This window comes from Kribbella polygonati (assembly GCF_050320105.1).
In the GTDB taxonomy this organism is placed as follows: domain Bacteria; phylum Actinomycetota; class Actinomycetes; order Propionibacteriales; family Kribbellaceae; genus Kribbella.
In genome coordinates, this window is the sequence record NZ_CP190129.1 from 3,167,543 (window position 1) to 3,186,235 (window position 18,693).

Sequence of the window (18,693 nt, forward strand, 5' to 3'; positions counted from 1 at the left end):
CCTTGTCCGCACTCCCGTACGCGGCCCGCGCGACCGGACTCGTAGGTTCGGTGATCGACTCGAGTACGTCGCTCCTGCACAAGCAGACCCACGACATCGTCCGCTTCGCGATGGGTTCGCCCGCCGCCGAGGCCGTACCGTCGCGGATCCTGTCCGCGATCGCGGCCGACGAGCTGGCCCGCCCGGACGCCTACGACTACGCGGCCACCGAGGGCGATCCGCCGCTGCACGCGGCGTTGCTGGAGATGCTGCGCGGCACGAGCGACGAGACGACCGCGGCCCGCCTCACCGTCACGGCCGGCGGCATGCAGGGCCTCGACCTGTTCTGCAAGATCTTCGTCGACCCGGGCGACCTCGTCGTCGTGGAGTCTCCGACGTACACGAACGGCAGCGCGACGGCACTGTCGTACGGCGCGGAGCTGCTCGAGGTGCCGGTGGATGCCGACGGGATGATGGTCGACACTCTGCCGAAGCTGCTGGACGGACGGCGGCCGAAGGCGATCTACACGATCCCGACGTTCCAGAATCCCTCCGGCGCGACGCTGTCGCTGGCCCGGCGGCACCAACTGCTGGAGCTGGCCCGGTCCTGGGGGTCGATGGTGATCGACGACGACCCGTACGGGCTCCTCCGGTTCGCCGGCGATCCGCTGCCGACGTTGCGGGAGCTGGGTGCGGGCGATCCGCTGGTGTTCTCGGTGCGGACCTTCTCGAAGATCGTCGCGCCCGGGCTGCGGGTCGGGTGGGTCGACGCGGATCCAGCGCTGCAGCAGCTGCTGATCAACGCGAAGCAGGCGATGGACACCTGTACGAACCTGCCGGCGCAGCGGCTGCTGGCGGGGTTCCTCAGCGGTGGGCATCTGGAGGAGCACCTGGTGCGGCAGCGTGCGGAGTACCGGACGCGCAAGGAGGCGATGCATGCCGCGCTGACCGAGCACTTCGGCGACATCGCGCGGTGGACGGATCCGGAGGGCGGCTTCTTCCTCTGGGTGACGCTGGAGAACGGCGTCGACACCCAGAAGCTGTTCGAGGTCGCGCTCGCGGAGGGCGTGGCGTTCATCCCCGGCCCGGCCTTCTCCCCCAGCGGACGCTTCGCCGACGCGTTCCGGGTCTGCTTCGCGTCGACGACTCCCGACCGCATCCAGGACGGCATCACTCGGCTCCGGCGTGCCGTCGACAGACTCGCAACGAACTAACTGACACCGCTGTCCGGGAGACCTGAGGCGAGTACCTCCGCCAGGTGGCGGGCGGTCCGCGGGGTGCCCTGGGCGATCTGGGTCCGGCAGCTGAAGCCGTCGGCGAGCACGGCTGTTGTCGACGGCAACGAGCGTACGGCGGGCAGCAGCGAGCGCTCACCGACCGCCTTGGACACGTCGTAGTGGTCGCGCTCGAACCCGAAGTTGCCCGCCAGCCCGCAGCAACCGGGCGCGGCGAGCTCGCTGTCGATCCCGGCGGCCGCCATCAGCTGGCGGTCGGCCTCGAACCCGAGCACCGCGTGCTGATGGCAGTGCGGCTGGACGAAGGCCTCTCCCCCGACCCGCGGCGGCGTCCAGCCGGCATCGACGAGAAACTCGGAGAACGTCCGAATGCCGGCAGCCGCCGATCCCGCGAGAGGATGGTCGACGAGCGCGGGCGCGTCATACCGGAAGGCCGCCGTACAGCTCGGTTCGAGGCCGACGATCGGCGTACCCGCGGCGAGGTGCGGAGCCAGCACGGCCAGCGACCGGTTGAGGACGCGGCGCGCGGTCGTGAGCTGCCCGGTCGAGATCCACGTGAGACCGCAGCAGACCGGCTTGCCGAGCAGGACGACCTCGAAGCCGGCGTTCTCCAGTACGGCGACCGCGGCCCGCCCGATCTCCGGAGCCAGGTAGTTCGTGAACGTGTCCGGCCACAGCACGACCTTCCGCCCGGCGGCTCCCGGCGTACGACCTTTGAACCATTGAGTGAAGGACTGCGAGGCGAACCCGGGCACAGCCCGCTCAGCGGCGATCCCGCCCAGGCGCTTCGTCAACGACAGCGCGGCGAAGCGGTTGGCAAGCTTCGGAGCGCGTGACGCGAGCCGGGACCACACCGGCAGCCACCCCATCGACCAGTGCGACATCGGCCTGGCCCACGGGCGGCGTGCGTAGTGATGATGGGTGAACTCGGCCTTGTACGTCGCCATGTCGACGTTCACCGGGCAGTCCGACAAGCAGCCCTTGCACGACAGACACAGATCGAGGCCGTCCCGTACCTCGGTGGACCGCCACCCGTCCGTGACCAGGTCGCCTTGCAGCATCTCCCACAGCAGATGCGCCCGCCCGCGCGTCGAGTGCAGTTCCTCGCGCGTCGCCTGGTAGCTCGGGCACATCACGCTGCCCGACGTCTGCCGGCACTTCCCGATCCCGACGCACCGCCGCTGCGCCTGGGCGAAGTCGTGCCCGTCGTCCGGATAGCTGAAGATTGTCAACAGTTGACGATCCTTCGCCGGCCCGTCGTGCCGGATCCCGGCGTCCAGCGGCGGCGGATCGGCGATCATCCCCGGATTCAGCACGCCGGCCGGGTCCCAGATCCGCTTCAGCTCACCGAACAGCGCGACGCCGTCCGCGCCGTACATCCTGGCCAGCAGCTCGCCCCGCGCCCGGCCGTCGCCGTGTTCGCCGGACACCGATCCGCCGAGCCCGACCACCAGGTCCGCGGCCTGCTCGACGAACTCCCGGTACGTCGCGATCCCCCGCCGGCTCAACAGGTCGAAGTCGATCCGCATGTGCATGCAGCCTTCGCCGAAGTGCCCGTACGACGCCCCCGACAACCCGTGCCGCCCGAGCAGTTCGTCGAGCCCGCGCAGGTACGCGCCCAGCCGCTCCGGCGGTACGGCGGCGTCCTCCCAACCGCCCCACGCCTCCGCCCCGTCCGCGCGCCGGGTCGCCAGCCCCGCGGCGTCCGTACGGCAACGCCACAGCACGGCTTGTGCCTGAGGCTCCGTGACCAGCGAGGCAGTCGCACCCGAATCGCGCAGTTCCGCCAGCATCGAGCGGGCCGCCGCCGCGGCGGCGGCCTCGTCCGACCCACCGACCTCGACCAGTAGCCAGGCGTTGCCGTCCGGCAGACCGGCGTGCACCGCGGCGTCACGGACTTCCTTCGGCAACCGGTCGACGAGCTCGTTGTTGATCGACTCCATCGTCAACGGTGCATGCCGCAGTACGACCGGCACACAGTCCGCCGAGGTGATCGAGTCGGCGAACCCGAGCACGCACAGAACCCTTGCCTTGGGCAACTCGACCAGCTCGACCGTCGCGCGGAGCGTCGCAGCCAGGCCGCCTTCGCTCCCGGACAGCAGCCCGGCCACGTTGTAGTCACCGAGCAACCGGTGCAACGCGTACCCGGAGATCTGCCGGCTGAACTGCCCGAACCGCCGCCCGATCAGCAGCTCGTGCCGCTCCGCGAAGGCCTGCAGCGCCCGGTGCAGTTCACCTTCCCGCCCAGGCCGCGCCGCGGCAACGGCCCGATCAGCAGCCGCGTCGACCGTCAGCCGGGTGCCCTCGGCAAGGACCAGCTCGAGTGACCGCAGATTGTCGGCAGTCGTCCCCCACGCGACCGAGTGCGCGCCGCAGGCGTTGTTCGCGATCATCCCGCCGAGCGTTGCCCGGCTCGCCGACGACGGGTCCGCACCGAACGCGAGCCCATGCGGCTTCGCGGCCGCCAGCAGCTCGGTCAGTACGACGCCGGGCTCCACCACCGCTGTCCGTGCCTCGGCGTCGAGATCGAGGATCCGGTTCACGTGCCGGGACGCGTCGATCACGACGCCGCCGATCGCGTTGCCGGCCATCGACGTACCGCCGCCGCGGAGCACCACGGGCGCACCGGCGGCCGCCGTCAGCGAGACCGCCGCGGCCAGGTCGTCCACGTCGGCCGGTACGACGACGAGATCGGGGACGGCGCGGTAGTTCGAACCGTCCGCCGCGTACAGCGCGCGGGTCCGGCGGTCGTCGGCCGCCGTACCCCGGAGCTCTCGGCGGAGCGTCGCCAGCAGACCCTGAGCGTCGTACGCGGAGTTGTCCGCGGGGTGCCTCGCAGCGGACCCGGGCTCCGGACGCTCTGGGGTTAACATTGTCGACAATCTACCCATTCGGTGCGGATCAAGCCAGGAGGTGCGATGGTCACGGTAGGGCTGCTCTATCCCGGGCACAGTGCCGAGGACGACTACTCCCTGCTCGAGGCGAAGCTGAACGGACAGGTCAAGCTGCCGGTCGTGATCACCTCGGTGGGCGAGGACGCCCACCGCGTGGACGCGCTCCTCGATCTCGGCCGGGCCGAGCGCCTCGCCGAGGGCGCCGCGCAGCTCAAGCAGGCTCATCCGGACTCCGTGATGTGGGCGTGCACCTCGGGCAGTTTCGTGTTCGGCCGCGAGGGCGCGAACATCCAGGCGGGCGGGGTCGCGCAGGCGGTCGGCGTACCGGCGTCGTCCACCTCGATCGCGTTCGTCGAGGCCTGCGCGGAGCTGGCGATCCACCGGGTCGCGGTGGCCGCGTCGTACCCCGAGGACGTCGCCCAGCACTTCGTCCGGTTCCTCGCCGCGGCCGGCATCGAGGTGGTGTCGATGGGCAGCAGCGGGATCGTCACCGCCGCGGAGGTCGGGACGCTGGAGCCGGAGCAGGTGATCACGATGGCCAAGGCCGCGAACCACCGCGACGCCGACGCGGTGCTGATCCCGGACACCGCGCTGCACACGCTGGGAATCATCGACGAGTTGGAGATCGCCACCGGCGGCGCGGTGCTGACCGCGAACCAGGTGACGGTGTGGAAGGGTCTGGAGCTGGTCGGCCCGGTGCCGTCGCTGCCGGGTCTCGGGATGCTGTTCGGGCAAGGGGAGAATGTGCTGTGACCAGTTACATCGAGCCGCTGGCGCAGGAGTCGACGCCGAGCATCATCGCCGACAAGCTGCGCCAGGCCATCAGCCACGGGGAGTTCAAACCCGGCGCCCAGCTCGTCGAGGCCGACCTGGCCCGCAAGCTCGGCGTCAGCCGCGGACCGTTGCGCGAGGGGATGCAGCGGCTCACCCAGGAGGGGCTGCTGGTCCCGATCCGGAACCGCGGCCTGTTCGTCATCGACATGAGCCCGGCCGACATCCGCGACATGTACTACGCCCGCGAGGCGATCGAGCAGGCCGCGGCGCTGCTGATCCTGCGCGACGGCGACTTCGAGACCGTCGGGCTGGACCTGCACGCGATCGCCGAGCGGATGAAGCCGGTCCGGCACGATCCGGCCGCGGTCGGCGAGATCGACATCCAGTTCCACGAGCACCTGGTCCGGGCCTCCGGCAGCCCGCGGCTGGTGCGGATGCACCGGACCTCGATCATCGAGACCCGGATGTGCATCCACGCGCTCGAGGCGACGTACGCCGCCGACGACGACCGCTACCTCGAGCACCGCCGGATCGCGGCGGCGATCCGCGACCGCGAGGTCGAGCGCACCAAGGAACTGCTCTCCGACCACATGCAGGACGCCATCGAACGCCTCGCCCGCACGTAGCCGCCAGCCGGCTCAGCTGCCGGCGGCAATGCCGATGTACTTGGTCTCCAGGAACTCGTCGATGCCGATCGCGCCGCCCTCGCGACCGAGGCCGGACTGCTTGACACCGCCGAACGGCGCGGCGGGGTTCGACACCACGCCCTGGTTCAGCCCGACCATCCCGGTCTCGATCGCCTCGGCCACCCGGAGCGCCCGCCGCAGGTCGTTCGTGAACACGTAGGCGACCAGCCCGTACTCCGTGTCGTTGGCGGCCCGCACCACCTCGTCCTCGGTACCGAACGGGGTCAGCGGCGCGACCGGCCCGAAGATCTCCTGGTCCGCCATCGCCGCCTCCCGCGGTACGCCGGTGAGCACCGTCGGCGGGTAGAAGTACCCGTTGCCCGGGGCAACCTCTCCGCCGGTGAGCACGGTCGCGCCGCGGTCGACCGCGTCCGCGACCAGTGCGCGGACCTTGTCGCGGCCGGCCTCGTCGATCAGCGGGCCGACGGTCACGTCCGGCGCGGTGCCGCGGCCGACGGTCAGCGCACCCATCCGCTCCGCGAGCCGGCGGCCGAAGTCGTCGATCACCGAACGGTGGACGAAGATCCGGTTCGCCGCGGTGCAGGCCTCGCCCATGTTCCGCATCTTCGCCGCGATCGCACCGGTCACCGCCTCGTCCAGGTCGGCGTCCTCGAACACGATGAACGGCGCGTTGCCGCCGAGCTCGAGCGAGGTCCGCAGCACCTTCTCCGCGCACTGCTCGAGCAGGATCCGGCCGACCCGGGTCGAGCCGGTGAACGACAGCTTCCGCGCCAGCCCGGACCGGATCAGCGGCTCCATCACACCGCCGGCGTCCATCGCGGTCACGCAGTTCACCACGCCCGCGGGCAGGCCGGCCTCGGCCAGGATCTCCATCAGGGCAAGCATCGACAGCGGTGTCTGGTGCGCGGGCTTGATGACACTCGTACAGCCGGCGGCGATCGCGGGGCCGAGCTTGCGGGTGCCCACCGCCATCGGGAAGTTCCACGGCGTGATCAGCAGGCACGGGCCGACCGGCTGCTTGGTGATCAGGAACCGCGCGTTGCCGGCCGGCGCGGTCTGGTACCCGCCGTCGATCCGCAGCGCCTCGCCGGAGAAGTGCCGGAAGAACTCGGCCGCGTACGCGATCTCGCCGCGCGCCTCGGCGAGCGGTTTGCCCATCTCCAGCGTCATCAGCAACGCCAGCTCGTCGACCCGCTCCATCAGCAGCCGGTACGCCGTCATCAGCAGGTCGGACCGCTCCCGCGGCGAGGTCCGGGCGAAGTCCGGCTGCGCGGCAACCGCGGCGTCGAGCGCGGCCCGCCCGTCGGCCGGCGACGCGTCGGCGACCGCGCAGAGCACCTCGCCGGTGGACGGATCGACGACCTCGAAGGTCCTGCCGCCGGCGGCGTCCGCCCATTTCCCGTCGATGAACAACCGCTTCTCGACCGCCTGGACCACGGTGGACTCGTCCATCTGCACCCCTTCACCGGCCTGGAACTGCTGAGGTAGGATTGTCAACAATCTACCATCTTGCGGTTGGAGGGAAGTCCGTGGCCGAGCTCTCGCAGATCCTGAAACAGGCGACCGGGGTGGTCGCCGCCCGTGGAGTGGGCGTGCAACTGTTCGACGAGGACGACCGCCGGTATCTGGACTTCACCGCCGGCATCGGCGTCACGTCGACCGGGCACTCCCATCCCCGGGTGGTCGCGGCCGCGCAGGAGCAGGTCGGCCGGATCATCCACGCGCAGTACACGACCGTCATGCACCGGCCGCTGCTGACGCTGGTCGACCGGCTCGGCGAGGTGCTCCCCCGGCACCTCGACCGGATGTTCTTCGCGAACTCGGGCAGCGAGGCGATCGAGGCCGCGCTCCGCCTCACCCGGCAGGCCACCGGCCGGCCGAACGTGATCGTGTTCCACGGCGGCTTCCACGGCCGGACCGTCGCCGCGGCGTCGATGACGACGTCCGGCACCAAGTTCCGCTCCGGCTTCAGCCCGCTGATGGCCGGCGTGCACGTGTCGCCGTTCCCGGACCCGGGTCACTTCGGCTGGCCGGTCGAGCAGGCAACGGACTTCGCCCTCAAGCAACTGGACTACGTGCTGCAGACGTTGAGCACACCGGCCGACACCGCGGCGTTCTTCGTCGAGCCGGTGCTCGGCGAGGGTGGCTATGTCCCAGCAAATGAACGGTTCTTCGCCGGCCTGCGCGAACGCGCCGACGCGCACGGCATCCTGCTGGTCGTCGACGAAGTACAGACCGGCTTCGGGCGGACCGGGAAATTCTGGGGCGGCGACCACTTCGGCTCGCACCCGGACGTGCTCGTCACCGCGAAGGGGCTGGCCTCCGGCTTCCCGCTGTCCGGGATCGCCGCGTCGTCGGACCTGATGGAGAAGGCCTGGCCCGGTTCGCAGGGCGGCACGTACGGCGCGAACGCGGTCGCCTGCGCGGCAGCGATCGCGACGCTCGACGTCATCCAGGACGAAGGGCTCGTCCAGAACTCGGCCGACCGTGGCGCGCAGCTCAAGCAGGCGCTGCAACTGGTCGCGGACAAGCACGAGCAGATCACCGACGTCCGCGGGCTCGGCCTGATGATCGGCAACGAGTTCCGCGACGCGGACGGCAAACCCGACGCCGCGACCGCCACCGCCGTCCAGCAGGAAGCCGCACGCCGTGGACTGCTGCTGCTCACCTGTGGCGCCTGGGGCCAGGTGGTGCGGTTCATCCCGGCGCTGGTCGTGTCCCCCGACGAGGTCGACGAGGCGGCCGGCCTCTGGTCCGACGCCGTCTCCGCCGTCCTCGGCTGACAACGCGAACGACCCGCGCTCACCACGGTGAGCGCGGGTCGTTCGTCGTTTCAGGCCTTCGCGTGGGCCGGCTCCAGGGCCACGGGCGGCGGGGCGTCCTCGGTGCCCGGGATCTCGGTGCCGTTGATCGGGCACCGCGACGTCTCCGGCACCCTCGCCAGTGCGAGCGCGCCGATCACGCAGGCCGCCATCATGTAGTACGCCGGGACCAGCGAGTCACCGGTCTTCGCGGTCAGCCAGTCGTTCACCGCGGGCGCCGTACCGCCGAACAGCGACGTCGACACGTTGTACGCGATCGCGAACCCGGCGTACCGGACGTGCGTCGGGAACATCGCCGGGAAGGTCGCGGAGATGGTCGCGAGCTGCGGCACGTACAGCAGGCCGAGCACCGCGAAGCCGACGATCGCGCCGACCAGGTTCGTACCCATCAGCAGGAACATCGGTACGCCGAACACGAACAGCCCGGCCAAGGATGCCCACCACAACGGTTTTCGCCCGATCCGGTCGGACGCGCGGCCGGCGAACGGCACGAACACCATCATCGCGAGCATGCCGATGATAGGCACGACCAACGACTTGTCCGCACTCAGGCCGATCTGCTTCTCCAGGTACGTCGGCATGTACGTGAGCAGCGTGTAGTTCACGACGTTCAGCGCGATCACCATGCCGCCGAGGCGCAGGATCGGCTGCCAGTAGCCGGACAGCAGGTCCTTGAACTGGGTCGCGGTCTCCTCCTCCTTCTGGCCCTTCGCCTCGAGCTCGCGGAAGACCGGCGTGTCCTCGAGCCGGGACCGCAGGTAGACGCCGACCAGACCGAGCGGCGCGGCCACCAGGAACGGCAGACGCCAGCCCCACGCGTGCATCTGCTCGTCACCGAGTACGAGCGAGAAGCCCAGCATCAGCAGCGCACCGAGCGAGAACCCGGACAGGGTGCCGAACTCCAGGAAGCTGCCGAGGAACCCGCGCTTGCGGCTCGGCGCGTACTCCGCCATGAACGTTGCCGCACCACCGTACTCGCCGCCGGTCGAGAAGCCCTGCACCATCCGCAACAGCACCAGCAGCACCGGCGCCCAGTAGCCGATCGTGTGGAACGAGGGGACGAGTCCGGCGCACAGGGTCGCGCCGGACATCATCAGGATCGTGATCGCCAGCACGTGTTTGCGGCCGAGCCGGTCACCGAGCGGGCCCCAGACCAGGCCGCCGAGCGGACGGACCAGGAACGAGACGGCGAACGTCATCAACGCCAGCAGCGTCTGGCTCTGGGTGTCACCGGGGAAGATCGCGGCCGAGATGTACGTCACGCCGTAGGCGTAGATGCCGTAGTCGAACCACTCTGTGGCATTGCCGATGGCCGAGGCGGCGATGGCCTTCTTCAGTACTCCTGGGGGCTGCTCCTGTTCGGTCGGCGGTACCACTGGTGGCGGGGTGTCGGCGTCCACGATGTCCTCCTGTCGTCATACGGCCTCACCCGAGTGCCCACCCCACACGCAATCCACACGCCTCACGAGTGACAAAGTCGTAGTTTTGTAGACAATCCGAATGTTAACCATGTGCATTCGTGAACCACAAGCACTTGAACCTACGATCGATCAGGGTTGGGCGAGCGCGGCGAGACCCGCGACGATGACGGAGATACCGAACTCGAACCGCTCGTCACCCGACGCACCGGAGGTGAGCGGACCGGCCAGCGCCGCGATCAGCGGGAAACGATCGGCCGGCTGCCCGGCAAGGTAGGTGCGCAGTCCGGCGACGAAGGCTTCGACGTCGTCAAGGGTCCAGTCGGAGGCGCTCTGCACGGTCTCCTCGAACGCGACCGCCGTTACGTACAAGGGGATCAGGTCGACCGCCCACGCCGCGGCCTGGTCCGGGAGACTGCCCGCCTTGAGCAGCGAGAGCATCCGTTCGGTGGTCTGCAGCGCCCGATCCCCCGTCGGTACGGCGCCGATCGCGGCGCGGGCCACCCCCGGATTCGCGCGCAGCGCGCCGAGCATCCCGCGCATCAGGTCCTTCAGCTGCTCCTGCCAGCGCGCGGGGTCGACCGGCTCGTCGAAGGACAGGTCGGCATTGGCCCGCTCCACCAGGAGCTGGTCGAGCTCCCGCTTGTTCGCGACATGGGCGTAGAGCGAGGCCGGGCCGGTGCGGAGTTCCTGGGCGACCTTGCGCATCGAGACGCCGTCGTACCCCTCCTTGCGCAGCAGCTCCATCGCGGCGTCGACGATCCGGTCCCGGGTGAGCGGAGCCTTGCGCTCGCGAGCCGGCTTCGCGGGGGTGATCGGCTGCCACGGAGAGTGCGTCATGGGACCACTGTAGCGAACACCGTACTTGACGCGAACACTGTTCGGGAGTAGAACAGTGTTCGTCAACGAACACCGTTCGAATCAGAGCTCGAGGGGGCCACCGATGAGCACCACACTTCAGAACACGGCAGCACCGGCCGACGGAAGCACCGTCTTCCGGTGGCGGTGGATCGTGCTGGCGACGATCCTGATCGCGGAGATCATGGATCTTGTCGACGCGACGATCGTCAACATCGCGGCGCCGTCGATCCGCGCCGAGCTCGGCGGTTCCGAGTCGGCGATGCAGTGGATGCTCGCCGGGTACACGCTCGCGTTCGCGATCGGGCTGATCACCTTCGGCCGGCTCGGCGACCTGGTCGGGCGGCGGCGGTTGTTCGTGATCGGGGCGCTCGGGTTCACGGTCGCGTCCGCGGTCTGCGGGCTGGCCGGAAGCCCGGAGGTGCTGATCGGCAGCCGGTTCGCGCAGGGGCTGCTCGGCGCGGTGATGATCCCGCAGGGCTTCGCGATCCTGAAGTCGATCTTCCCGGCCGACGAGCTCGGCAAGGCGTTCGCGATGTTCGGCCCGGTGATGGGGCTGTCCGCGGTCGCCGGCCCGATCCTCGCCGGCCTGCTGATCGACGCGAACTGGTTCGGCGCCGGCTGGCGGACGATCTTCTTCATCAACGTCCCGATCGGGATCGCCGCCCTGGCCGGCGCGCTGCGGTTCATGCCCGAGGTCAGGACCCCCGGGGCGGCCCGGCTCGACACGACCGGCGTCCTGCTGGTCAGCCTCGCCTCCGGGATGCTGATCTATCCGCTCGTCCAGGGCCGCGAACTCGGCTGGCCGTTGTGGACGATCCTGTTGCTGACCGGTTCGCTCGTGGTCTTCGCGCTCTTCGCCCACCGCGAGCGCCGGTCCGGCAACCCGGTCATCGACCCGTCGCTGTTCCGGAACCGCGGGTACGTCGCGGGCCTCGGCGTGATCACCACGTTCTTCCTCGCGATGAACGGCTTCATGCTGGTGTTCAACCTGTTCACCCAGCTCGGTCTGCACTACAGCCCGCTGAAGGCCGGGCTCGCGATGGTGCCGTTCTCGCTCGGCATCGCGATCGGCGCTCCGGTCTCGGCCGCGCTGCTGGCCCCGAAGCTCGGCCGCAAGGCGCTCCAACTCGGCGTCGCGTTGATGACCGTAGCGATGGGTGGCGTCTGGTTCACCCTGCACATGTACGGCGACGCGACCACCATCTGGAACCTGGTCCCGGCGACCCTGGCCACCGGGATCGGCGCCGGGATGGTGTTCGCGCCGCTGTTCGACATCATCCTGGCGTCCGTCGACGACCAGGCCGCGGGGTCGGCATCCGGCGTACTGACCGCCATGCAGCAGTACGGCGGGGCGATCGGCGTCGCCGTGATCGGCACGATCTTCTTCCAGCTGCTGCCGGCCCGCGCGTTCCTGGGCGCGACCAAGACGTCGGTCCTGGTCGCGATCGGGTTGTTCGTCGTCAGCCTCGCGGTGACGTACCTACTTCCCAAGCAGGCCAGGGAGAACGTCGTCAGTCACGGCTGACGAAACCCTCCTTGACCAGCCAGTCCATGGCGACGTCGGCGGGCTCGCGCCCCTCGACGTCGACCTGGGCGTTCAGGTCGATCAGCACCGGGTCGGTCAGCTTGTCCGACACCGGCTGGAACAGGTCCCGCAGCTGCGGATACGTGTCCAGCACCTTCTTGCTGATCACCGGCGCCACGTTGTACGCCGGGAAGTACTTCTTGTCGTCCTGCAGCACGACCAGGTCGAGCGACTTGATCCGGCCGTCGGTGGTGAAGATCTCCCCGAACCGGCAGTCCCCGTGACTCGTCGCGGCGTACACCGCGCCGGTGTCCAGGGTCCGGATGTTGTTCCGCGGTACGCCGCTGCCCAACGGGATCCCGTAGTGCTTCAGCATCGGCTCGAACCCGTCGTTCCGGTTCGCGAACTCGGACTCGACGCAGAACGTACGGTCCTTCACCGGCAGCGTCTGGACCTGCGACAGCTTGGTGATGTGCAGCCGGTCCGACTCCTCGCGGGTCATCGCGAAGCCGTAGCTGTTGTTCATCGGCGCGGGCTTCAGCCAGATCAGCCCGTACTTCTCCGCGTCCTCCTTCGCGACCGCGTCGTACTGCTCCTGCTTGTCCGGGATGCCGGTGTCGTGGCCGAGGTACGAGATCCACGCCGTACCGGTGTACTCCCAGGCCATCTGGATCTGGCCCTGGATCATCGCCTGCCGGGACGTGTCGCTGCCGGGCATGTTGGTCAGGTCCTTGACGTGCGCACCGGCCGCGCCGAGCAGGATCGCGGCGATCTTGCCCAGGATCAGCTGTTCCTGGAAGCTCTTCGACCCGATCCCGATCGTCAGGCCGTCGAGGCTCTTCACCGACCGCAGTTCGCCCTTCAGCGTCCCGGACGGTACGAACCCGCCGCTGGTGCCGAGGCCGCAGCCGGACAGTACGAGGAGAAGGGCGGACGCTGCCGCCATCAGCCGCTTCATCCGAGCCCTCTCGGTCGGGTCACTTCTTCCAGGACACGGCCCGCCCAGTCGATCAGCAGGGCGAGCGCCCCGACCAGCAGCGCGCCGCTGATCAGGACCGGGTACCGCAGCAGCCGGATGCCGGTGGTGATCAGGCTGCCCAGTCCCCCGGCGTCGATGAACGTCGCGAGCGTCGCCGTACCGACGACCAGCACGAGCGCGGTCCGGATGCCGGCCATGATCACCGGTACGGCGAGCGGCAGCTCGATCCGGCCGAGGACGGCGAGCGTCGACATGCCCATCCCCCGCCCGGCCTCGACGAGCGTCGGGTCGACGCCTTGCAGGCCGACGATCGTGTTCCGCAGTACCGGCAGGATCGCGTACAGGCAGAGCGCCACGATCGCGGTCCAGAAGCCGAACCCGAGCCAGATCGCGAGCAGCACGATCAGCCCGATCACCGGCGCGGCCTGGCCGGCGTTCGCGACCGCGACCACGATCGGCGCGGCCTTGCGGGAGCGCGGCCGGGTCAGCATGATCCCGAGCGGTACGGCGATCAGCAGCACGATGACGGTGGCGACCGCGGTCAGCTTCAGGTGTTCGAGGGTCAACTGCCCGACGAGCTTCCACTCCAGCTGCCGCCGCTCGATCGAGTCGAGCTCGGCCTGCGAGCGCCAGATCGCCCAGGCGCCGATGACGATCGCGACGAACAGCGGCTGCCCGATCAGCGTGCCCCACGACGGGCGCCGGGCCCGGCGGGTCGCCAGTCCGGCCGCGGCCGCCTTCGCGTCGGCGAGGTTCTCCTGCTGCTGCCGGTCCGGTCCAGTGTCGATGGTGGTCATCCGGCGACCTCCGCCTCCGGCTGCCCGTTGCCGTCCTGGATCCGGGCCAGCACGGACTGGAAGTCGACGACACCGAGGTACTCGTCGCGCCGGCCGGTGACGACCGCGCTGCCGTGGCTGGACATCAGCATCGTGTCGAGCGCGTCGTTCAGCGTCGCACGCCGGTCGATCGTGACCAGGTCGGTGTCCTCGTGCGGCGCCGGCACACTGTCCACGTCGGACAGGTCGCTGGTCCACATCCAGTCGACCGGCCGGCGGCGGCGGTCGAGTACGACGACCGAGTCGTCACCCGCCGCCTTCGCGGCCCGCAGTACCTGAGGAGCCGGGTCGCCGATCTCCGCGACCGTCGGCTGGTTCAGCTCGATCTCGCTGACCCGGCTCAGGGTCAGCTGCTTGAGCGCGGCGCCCGCGCCGACGAAGTCCGCCACGAACCGGTTCGCCGGGTTCGCCAGGATCGCTTCCGGGGTGTCGTACTGCGCGATGTTCGCGCCCTCGGTGAGGATCAGGATCCGGTCGCCGAGCTTCACCGCCTCGTCGAAGTCGTGCGTGACACAGACGATCGTCTTGCGCAACTCCTCCTGGATGCTGAGCAGTTCGTCCTGCAGCCGCTGCCGGGTGATCGGGTCGACCGCGCCGAACGGCTCGTCCATCAGGATCACCGGCGGATCAGCGGCCAGCCCGCGGGCCACGCCGACCCGCTGCTGCTGCCCGCCGGACAGCTCCCGCGGGTAGCGGCCCCGGTACCGGTCCGGGTCCAGGCCGACGAGTTCGAGCAGCTCGTCGACGCGTTCGGCGGTCCGCCGCTTGTCCCAGCCGAGCAGGCCCGGGACCAGCGCGATGTTCTGCGTGACGGTCATGTGTGGGAACAGGCTGCCGCCCTGGATCACGTACCCGATCCGGCGCCGCAGGTCGTCGTCGTCCTGCCTGCCGATGTCCTCGCCACCGATCCGGATGCTGCCGGACGTCGGCTCGATCAGCCGGTTGATCATCTTCAGCGAGGTGGTCTTGCCGCAGCCGGACGGGCCGACGAACATCACGATCTCGCCGGCCGGGATGTGCAGCGACAGCCCCTCGACGGCGGGCTTCTTCTGCCCCGGGTACCGCTTGACGACATCGGTCAACTCGATGTCGACGCCGCTGACTTCAGGTTCGGTTTCAGGCACGGATACCCCTCGAGGTGGTCAGGCGGCCGACGAGCAGCAGCATGGCGTCCAGGATCAGAGCGAGCAGGACAACGCCGATCGTGCCGACCAGCGCGGAGTTCAGCGCGTTCGCGCCACCGATCTGGGTCAGACCGGTGAAGATGAAACTGCCCAGGCCGGGGCCGAGCACGTACGCCGCGATCGCCGCGATCCCCATCGACATCTGGGCCGAGACCCGGACGCCGGCCAGGATCACCGGCCAGGCCAGCGGGATCTCGATCCGCAGCAGGGTCCGGATCGCGCCCATGCCCATCCCGCGCGCGGACTCGATCAGCGTCGAGTCGACGCCGGCCAGACCGACGACGGCGTTCCGCAGGATCGGCAGGCAGGCGTAGAAGGTGACCGCGATCACCGAGGTCGCCGTACCGATGCCGGCCACCGGGATCATCAGCCCGAGCAGCGCGAACGACGGGATCGTCAGCCCGACCGCGCTGACCGCGCCGGCCAGTGACGCGACTCGCGGATTGCGGTGCACGACGACCGCCAGGCCGACCGCGATCACGGTGGCCAGCAGTACGCACTGGATGACCAGGCTCAGGTGCTGGTAGCTCTGATAGAGCAATTGTGAATGACGCTCAGTTATGTAGTCCCACACGCGGCCACCGGTACCCAACAAGCGTTGGCTTACACATCGGCACGGTCGCTACCGAAGTCCGGGCATGGCAAAACCCCTGGTCACGCCGTTGGTGACCAGGGGTTTCGGGCCTGCTTCAGATCAGTTGAACGAGTCGCCGCAGGCGCAGGAGCCGGTCGCGTTCGGGTTGTCGATCGTGAAGCCCTGCTTCTCGATCGTGTCCACGAAGTCGATCGTCGCACCCTTCAGGTACGGCGCGCTCATCCGGTCCGTGACGACGCTCACACCGCCGAAGTCGGCCACCACGTCACCGTCGAGCTGCCGCTCGTCGAAGAACAGCTGGTACCGCAGCCCGGAGCAACCACCCGGCTGCACGGCGACCCGCAGCGCGAGGTCGTCGCGGCCTTCCTGGTCGAGCAGCGCCTTCACCTTCGAGGCGGCTCCGTCGGTGAGGAGCACACCCGTCGCTGCGGCCTGCTCGGTCTGCGCTTCAGTCATCCCTGACTCCAGTCATCTGCTCAAGTGCCCACGCACGAACTCCGCCGGCACGGAAGTCTCTTGTCAACACAGGACAACAGCCGCCGTCCCGCGCTCATTCCCATGGTCGCACACCAATTTCACGGATCAACCATCCTGGTCGAAGGCTGGTCCCTCCGCCGTGACGCAGGGTCAGCGCGCCCAGGTCCGGGCGACCCGTTCGGCGACGGTCGCGAGCGAGCCGTGCGGGTCCGCGAAGGCCTGCTCCTCACCCACCGTGTCCACCAGCGCGTACGCCGACTCGACTCCCATCGAGCGCATCTCGCGGGAGCCGATCAGTACCTTGCCGGCCAGGACGACACACGGCCGCATCGCGTCGTTCGCGATCTTCGCCACCCCGGCGATCACCTTGCCGTCGCGGGACTGGAAGTCGAACGCGCCCTCGCCGCTGATCACCAGGTCGACCTGCGACGCCTTGCGCTTCAGCCCGGTCAGCTCGGCGACCAGGTCGATCCCGGAGACACGCTCGGCGCCGAGGAGCAGGAGCGCGTAGCCGAGCCCCCCGGCGGCACCGGCGCCCTTCTTGTTCGCGGTCTTCCGGTCGGCCAGCTCGGCGAAGTGCGTCAGCCAGCCGTCGACCTCCGGCTTCCGCTCGTCCGGGATCCCCTTCTGGCTGCCGAACACATTGGTCGCGCCGCGCAGCCCGAGCATCGGATTCTCGACATCACTGGCCGCGACGAACTCGATCCCCTCCACCCGCGCACGGGCACCGTCCAGGTCGACCGCGGTCAGCCCCGCAAGCCCAGCCGCACCGCCATCCAGCCGCCCACCACCCCCGCCGGTGGCGCCGAGGGCGGCGAGGAGGCCGGCGCCGGCGTCGTTGGTGCCGGAGCCGCCGAGGCCGAGGATGATCCGTCGGGCGCCGGCGTCGACGGCGGCGGTGATCAGCTGGCCGACGCCGTACGTGGACGCATCCTCGGGGCGGCGGTTCTTCGGCTCGACCAGGTGCAGGCCGCACGCCTGCGCGGTCTCGACGTACGCCGTCTCCCCGGCGAGCAGCACCGTCGCCGGCGTCTCCTCCCCGAGCGGTCCGCGGACCGTGACGGACAGCAACTTCCCGTCGACGACCGCCGACAGTACGTCGATGAACCCGGGTCCGCCGTCGGCCATCGGCGCCACCAGCACCTCGGCACCGGGGTCGCGCCGCCGCCAGCCTTCCTCGATCGCCGCCGCAGCCTCCACGGCCGTCAGCGTCCCCGCGAACTTGTCCGGCGCAATCAGAATCCGCATGCGCACATCCTCCCCCACCCCACGCACGTCCCCGACGCCCGTCCAGGTACACAAGGACAGGACGTAGTCATATACGTACATCCGCTCGCCCGCCTGAGCACGTCGCGAATCTGCCGGGATGCCCGGATACCTCCTGTCGCCCGGTACCGCGACACGGTTAGATCGTCCGCATGAAGTCGATCCTGTTCGCGTTGCGGGTGAGTGACCTCGAGCGGTCGCTCGCGTTCTACGCCAAGGTCGGGTATGTCTCGCTGGGCAAGGTCCCGTTCGACGACGGGTCGAGCCTGGTCTGGCTGCGGCTCCCGGACGAGACCTCGGTGTCCCTCGAACTCGTGCACCGGCCCGCCGACGGCCCGGTCGAGGTTCGCGGTTTCGAGCACTTCGCGATCGAGGTCGAGTCGCTCGGTGCCGCCGTGGACCGGCTGACCGCGGCCGGGCTGTCCCCGGGTGAGCCGGTGGTCCACGGGCCGGACGGACCGAAGACGGCGTGGCTGACCGACCCGGACGGGTACCGGTTCGAGCTCGTCGAGTGGCCGCCGGGCGGTCCGCCGGCGCCTGACGCATGACGGAGTGGCCGGCCACCGCGGCGGAGGCGATCGCCGTACAGGAGGAGCTGCGCGAGCAGGTCGAGGTAGCGGACGTCGAGGAGCCGGCGCGGTACGTCGCCGGGCTGGACGTGGCGTACGACGGGGACCGGCTGGCGGCCGCGGTCGTGGTGGTGGACGCGACGACGCTCGCGGAGGTCGACCGTGCGGTGGTAGTCGGTGAGACGGCCTTTCCTTATATACCGGGGCTGTTCGCGTTCCGTGAGGTGCCGGGGTTGCTGGCCGCGTTGGAGCAGCTCACGGTCCGGCCGGGGTTGCTGGTGTGTGACGGGCAGGGGTTGGCGCATCCACGGCGGTTCGGGCTGGCGTGTCACCTCGGGGTGCTGACCGGCATCCCTTCGATCGGGGCGGCCAAGACGACGTTCGTCGGAAGGCATTCGGAGCTAGGGCAAGCGCGCGGTTCGACGGCCGACCTGGTGGACGGCGACGAGGTGGTCGGCGCGGCGGTCCGTACACAGCACGGCGTGAAGCCGGTCTACGTCTCGGTCGGCCACCGCGCAACGCTGGCAACAGCCGTCGCGCAGGTACTACAACTGGCCCCGAAATACCGCCTACCAGAAACAACCCGCCTCGCCGACCGAGCCTGCCGAGACGGGTTACGCGGTGGTTGACGG

17 protein-coding genes are annotated in these 18,693 nt (G+C 69.7%); 7 read left to right on the forward strand and 10 right to left on the reverse strand.

What is annotated here, in order from left to right:
• Window positions 1-2 precede the first annotated feature (2 nt).
• Window positions 3-1,193 carry a PLP-dependent aminotransferase family protein gene (locus tag ACQHIV_RS15125; RefSeq protein WP_427894755.1) on the forward strand — a complete coding sequence of 397 codons (1,191 nt, stop codon included), beginning with the start codon at window positions 3-5 and terminating at the stop codon, window positions 1,191-1,193.
• Here the strand turns inward: ACQHIV_RS15125 and ACQHIV_RS15130 are convergent.
• Window positions 1,190-4,087 (reverse strand): FAD-binding and (Fe-S)-binding domain-containing protein, encoded by a 2,898-nt coding sequence (locus tag ACQHIV_RS15130; RefSeq protein ID WP_427894757.1) that lies wholly within the window; start codon window positions 4,085-4,087, stop codon window positions 1,190-1,192. The genes ACQHIV_RS15125 and ACQHIV_RS15130 overlap by 4 nt on opposite strands.
• A 45-nt stretch (window positions 4,088-4,132) precedes the next feature.
• Here ACQHIV_RS15130 and ACQHIV_RS15135 point away from each other — a divergent pair, with 45 nt between their 5' ends.
• Window positions 4,133-4,861, forward strand: a complete 729-nt coding sequence (locus tag ACQHIV_RS15135) for a maleate cis-trans isomerase family protein (RefSeq protein WP_427894759.1) — start codon at window positions 4,133-4,135, stop codon at window positions 4,859-4,861.
• Complete coding sequence (locus ACQHIV_RS15140; protein WP_427894761.1) at window positions 4,858-5,508, forward strand: GntR family transcriptional regulator; 651 nt, start codon at window positions 4,858-4,860, stop codon at window positions 5,506-5,508. The genes ACQHIV_RS15135 and ACQHIV_RS15140 overlap by 4 nt, the downstream gene beginning before the upstream one ends.
• 12 nt (window positions 5,509-5,520) lie before the next feature.
• Here ACQHIV_RS15140 and ACQHIV_RS15145 read toward each other — a convergent pair whose 3' ends face one another.
• On the reverse strand, window positions 5,521-6,981 hold the full coding sequence (locus ACQHIV_RS15145; RefSeq protein ID WP_427896502.1) for an NAD-dependent succinate-semialdehyde dehydrogenase: 1,461 nt from the start codon (window positions 6,979-6,981) through the stop codon (window positions 5,521-5,523).
• Between the two features lie 77 nt (window positions 6,982-7,058).
• Between ACQHIV_RS15145 and ACQHIV_RS15150 the strand changes: the two genes are divergently transcribed.
• Window positions 7,059-8,312 (forward strand): aspartate aminotransferase family protein, encoded by a 1,254-nt coding sequence (locus tag ACQHIV_RS15150; RefSeq protein WP_427894763.1) that lies wholly within the window; start codon window positions 7,059-7,061, stop codon window positions 8,310-8,312.
• 50 nt (window positions 8,313-8,362) lie between these two features.
• Here ACQHIV_RS15150 and ACQHIV_RS15155 read toward each other — a convergent pair whose 3' ends face one another.
• Both ACQHIV_RS15155 and ACQHIV_RS15160 read right to left on the reverse strand, forming a co-directional pair.
• The gene (locus tag ACQHIV_RS15155; RefSeq protein WP_427894765.1) at window positions 8,363-9,751 is read right to left on the reverse strand and encodes an MFS transporter; all 1,389 of its coding nucleotides are present in this window, start codon (window positions 9,749-9,751) and stop codon (window positions 8,363-8,365) included.
• 150 nt (window positions 9,752-9,901) lie between these two features.
• Window positions 9,902-10,609: a TetR/AcrR family transcriptional regulator gene (locus ACQHIV_RS15160; RefSeq protein ID WP_427894766.1), complete on the reverse strand. Its 708-nt coding sequence runs from the start codon at window positions 10,607-10,609 to the stop codon at window positions 9,902-9,904.
• A 103-nt stretch (window positions 10,610-10,712) separates the two neighbouring features.
• Between ACQHIV_RS15160 and ACQHIV_RS15165 the strand changes: the two genes are divergently transcribed.
• Window positions 10,713-12,155, forward strand: coding sequence for a DHA2 family efflux MFS transporter permease subunit (locus ACQHIV_RS15165; RefSeq protein WP_427894768.1), 1,443 nt, complete (start codon window positions 10,713-10,715; stop codon window positions 12,153-12,155).
• On the opposite strand, the gene ACQHIV_RS15170 is transcribed toward ACQHIV_RS15165, so the two are convergent.
• The 6 genes from ACQHIV_RS15170 to ACQHIV_RS15195 all read right to left on the reverse strand — a co-directional run bounded on the left by ACQHIV_RS15170 (window position 12,142) and on the right by ACQHIV_RS15195 (window position 17,474).
• Window positions 12,142-13,113 carry a glycine betaine ABC transporter substrate-binding protein gene (locus ACQHIV_RS15170; protein ID WP_427894770.1) on the reverse strand — a complete coding sequence of 324 codons (972 nt, stop codon included), beginning with the start codon at window positions 13,111-13,113 and terminating at the stop codon, window positions 12,142-12,144. The genes ACQHIV_RS15165 and ACQHIV_RS15170 overlap by 14 nt on opposite strands.
• Entirely contained in the window at window positions 13,110-13,931 is an 822-nt protein-coding gene (locus ACQHIV_RS15175; RefSeq protein ID WP_427894771.1) for an ABC transporter permease, read from the reverse strand. The genes ACQHIV_RS15170 and ACQHIV_RS15175 overlap by 4 nt, the downstream gene beginning before the upstream one ends.
• Window positions 13,928-15,094, reverse strand: a complete 1,167-nt coding sequence (locus ACQHIV_RS15180; RefSeq protein ID WP_427894773.1) for an ABC transporter ATP-binding protein — start codon at window positions 15,092-15,094, stop codon at window positions 13,928-13,930. Before ACQHIV_RS15180 ends, ACQHIV_RS15175 begins: the two co-directional genes overlap by 4 nt.
• Window positions 15,087-15,695 (reverse strand): ABC transporter permease, encoded by a 609-nt coding sequence (locus ACQHIV_RS15185; protein ID WP_427894776.1) that lies wholly within the window; start codon window positions 15,693-15,695, stop codon window positions 15,087-15,089. Before ACQHIV_RS15185 ends, ACQHIV_RS15180 begins: the two co-directional genes overlap by 8 nt.
• A gap of 153 nt (window positions 15,696-15,848) precedes the next feature.
• Window positions 15,849-16,205, reverse strand: a complete 357-nt coding sequence (locus ACQHIV_RS15190; protein WP_344201431.1) for a HesB/IscA family protein — start codon at window positions 16,203-16,205, stop codon at window positions 15,849-15,851.
• A gap of 171 nt (window positions 16,206-16,376) precedes the next feature.
• Window positions 16,377-17,474, reverse strand: coding sequence for a glycerate kinase (locus ACQHIV_RS15195; RefSeq protein ID WP_427894778.1), 1,098 nt, complete (start codon window positions 17,472-17,474; stop codon window positions 16,377-16,379).
• A 170-nt stretch (window positions 17,475-17,644) separates the two neighbouring features.
• Here ACQHIV_RS15195 and ACQHIV_RS15200 point away from each other — a divergent pair, with 170 nt between their 5' ends.
• Window positions 17,645-18,040, forward strand: a complete 396-nt coding sequence (locus ACQHIV_RS15200; protein ID WP_427894780.1) for a VOC family protein — start codon at window positions 17,645-17,647, stop codon at window positions 18,038-18,040.
• Entirely contained in the window at window positions 18,037-18,690 is a 654-nt protein-coding gene (gene nfi, locus ACQHIV_RS15205) for a deoxyribonuclease V (RefSeq protein WP_427894782.1), read from the forward strand. Before ACQHIV_RS15200 ends, nfi begins: the two co-directional genes overlap by 4 nt.
• Window positions 18,691-18,693: the final 3 nt, after the last annotated feature.

Coding starts and splice junctions, on each gene's coding strand:
- nfi (WP_427894782.1), top strand. CDS start 18,037: ATGACGGAGTGGCCGGCCACCGCGGCGGAGGCGATCGCCGTACAGGAG.
- ACQHIV_RS15130 (WP_427894757.1), bottom strand. CDS start 4,087: ATGTTAACCCCAGAGCGTCCGGAGCCCGGGTCCGCTGCGAGGCACCCC.
- ACQHIV_RS15160 (WP_427894766.1), bottom strand. CDS start 10,609: ATGACGCACTCTCCGTGGCAGCCGATCACCCCCGCGAAGCCGGCTCGC.
- ACQHIV_RS15175 (WP_427894771.1), bottom strand. CDS start 13,931: ATGACCACCATCGACACTGGACCGGACCGGCAGCAGCAGGAGAACCTC.
- ACQHIV_RS15165 (WP_427894768.1), top strand. CDS start 10,713: ATGAGCACCACACTTCAGAACACGGCAGCACCGGCCGACGGAAGCACC.
- ACQHIV_RS15195 (WP_427894778.1), bottom strand. CDS start 17,474: ATGCGGATTCTGATTGCGCCGGACAAGTTCGCGGGGACGCTGACGGCC.
- ACQHIV_RS15200 (WP_427894780.1), top strand. CDS start 17,645: ATGAAGTCGATCCTGTTCGCGTTGCGGGTGAGTGACCTCGAGCGGTCG.
- ACQHIV_RS15145 (WP_427896502.1), bottom strand. CDS start 6,981: ATGGACGAGTCCACCGTGGTCCAGGCGGTCGAGAAGCGGTTGTTCATC.
- ACQHIV_RS15170 (WP_427894770.1), bottom strand. CDS start 13,113: ATGAAGCGGCTGATGGCGGCAGCGTCCGCCCTTCTCCTCGTACTGTCC.
- ACQHIV_RS15190 (WP_344201431.1), bottom strand. CDS start 16,205: ATGACTGAAGCGCAGACCGAGCAGGCCGCAGCGACGGGTGTGCTCCTC.
- ACQHIV_RS15135 (WP_427894759.1), top strand. CDS start 4,133: ATGGTCACGGTAGGGCTGCTCTATCCCGGGCACAGTGCCGAGGACGAC.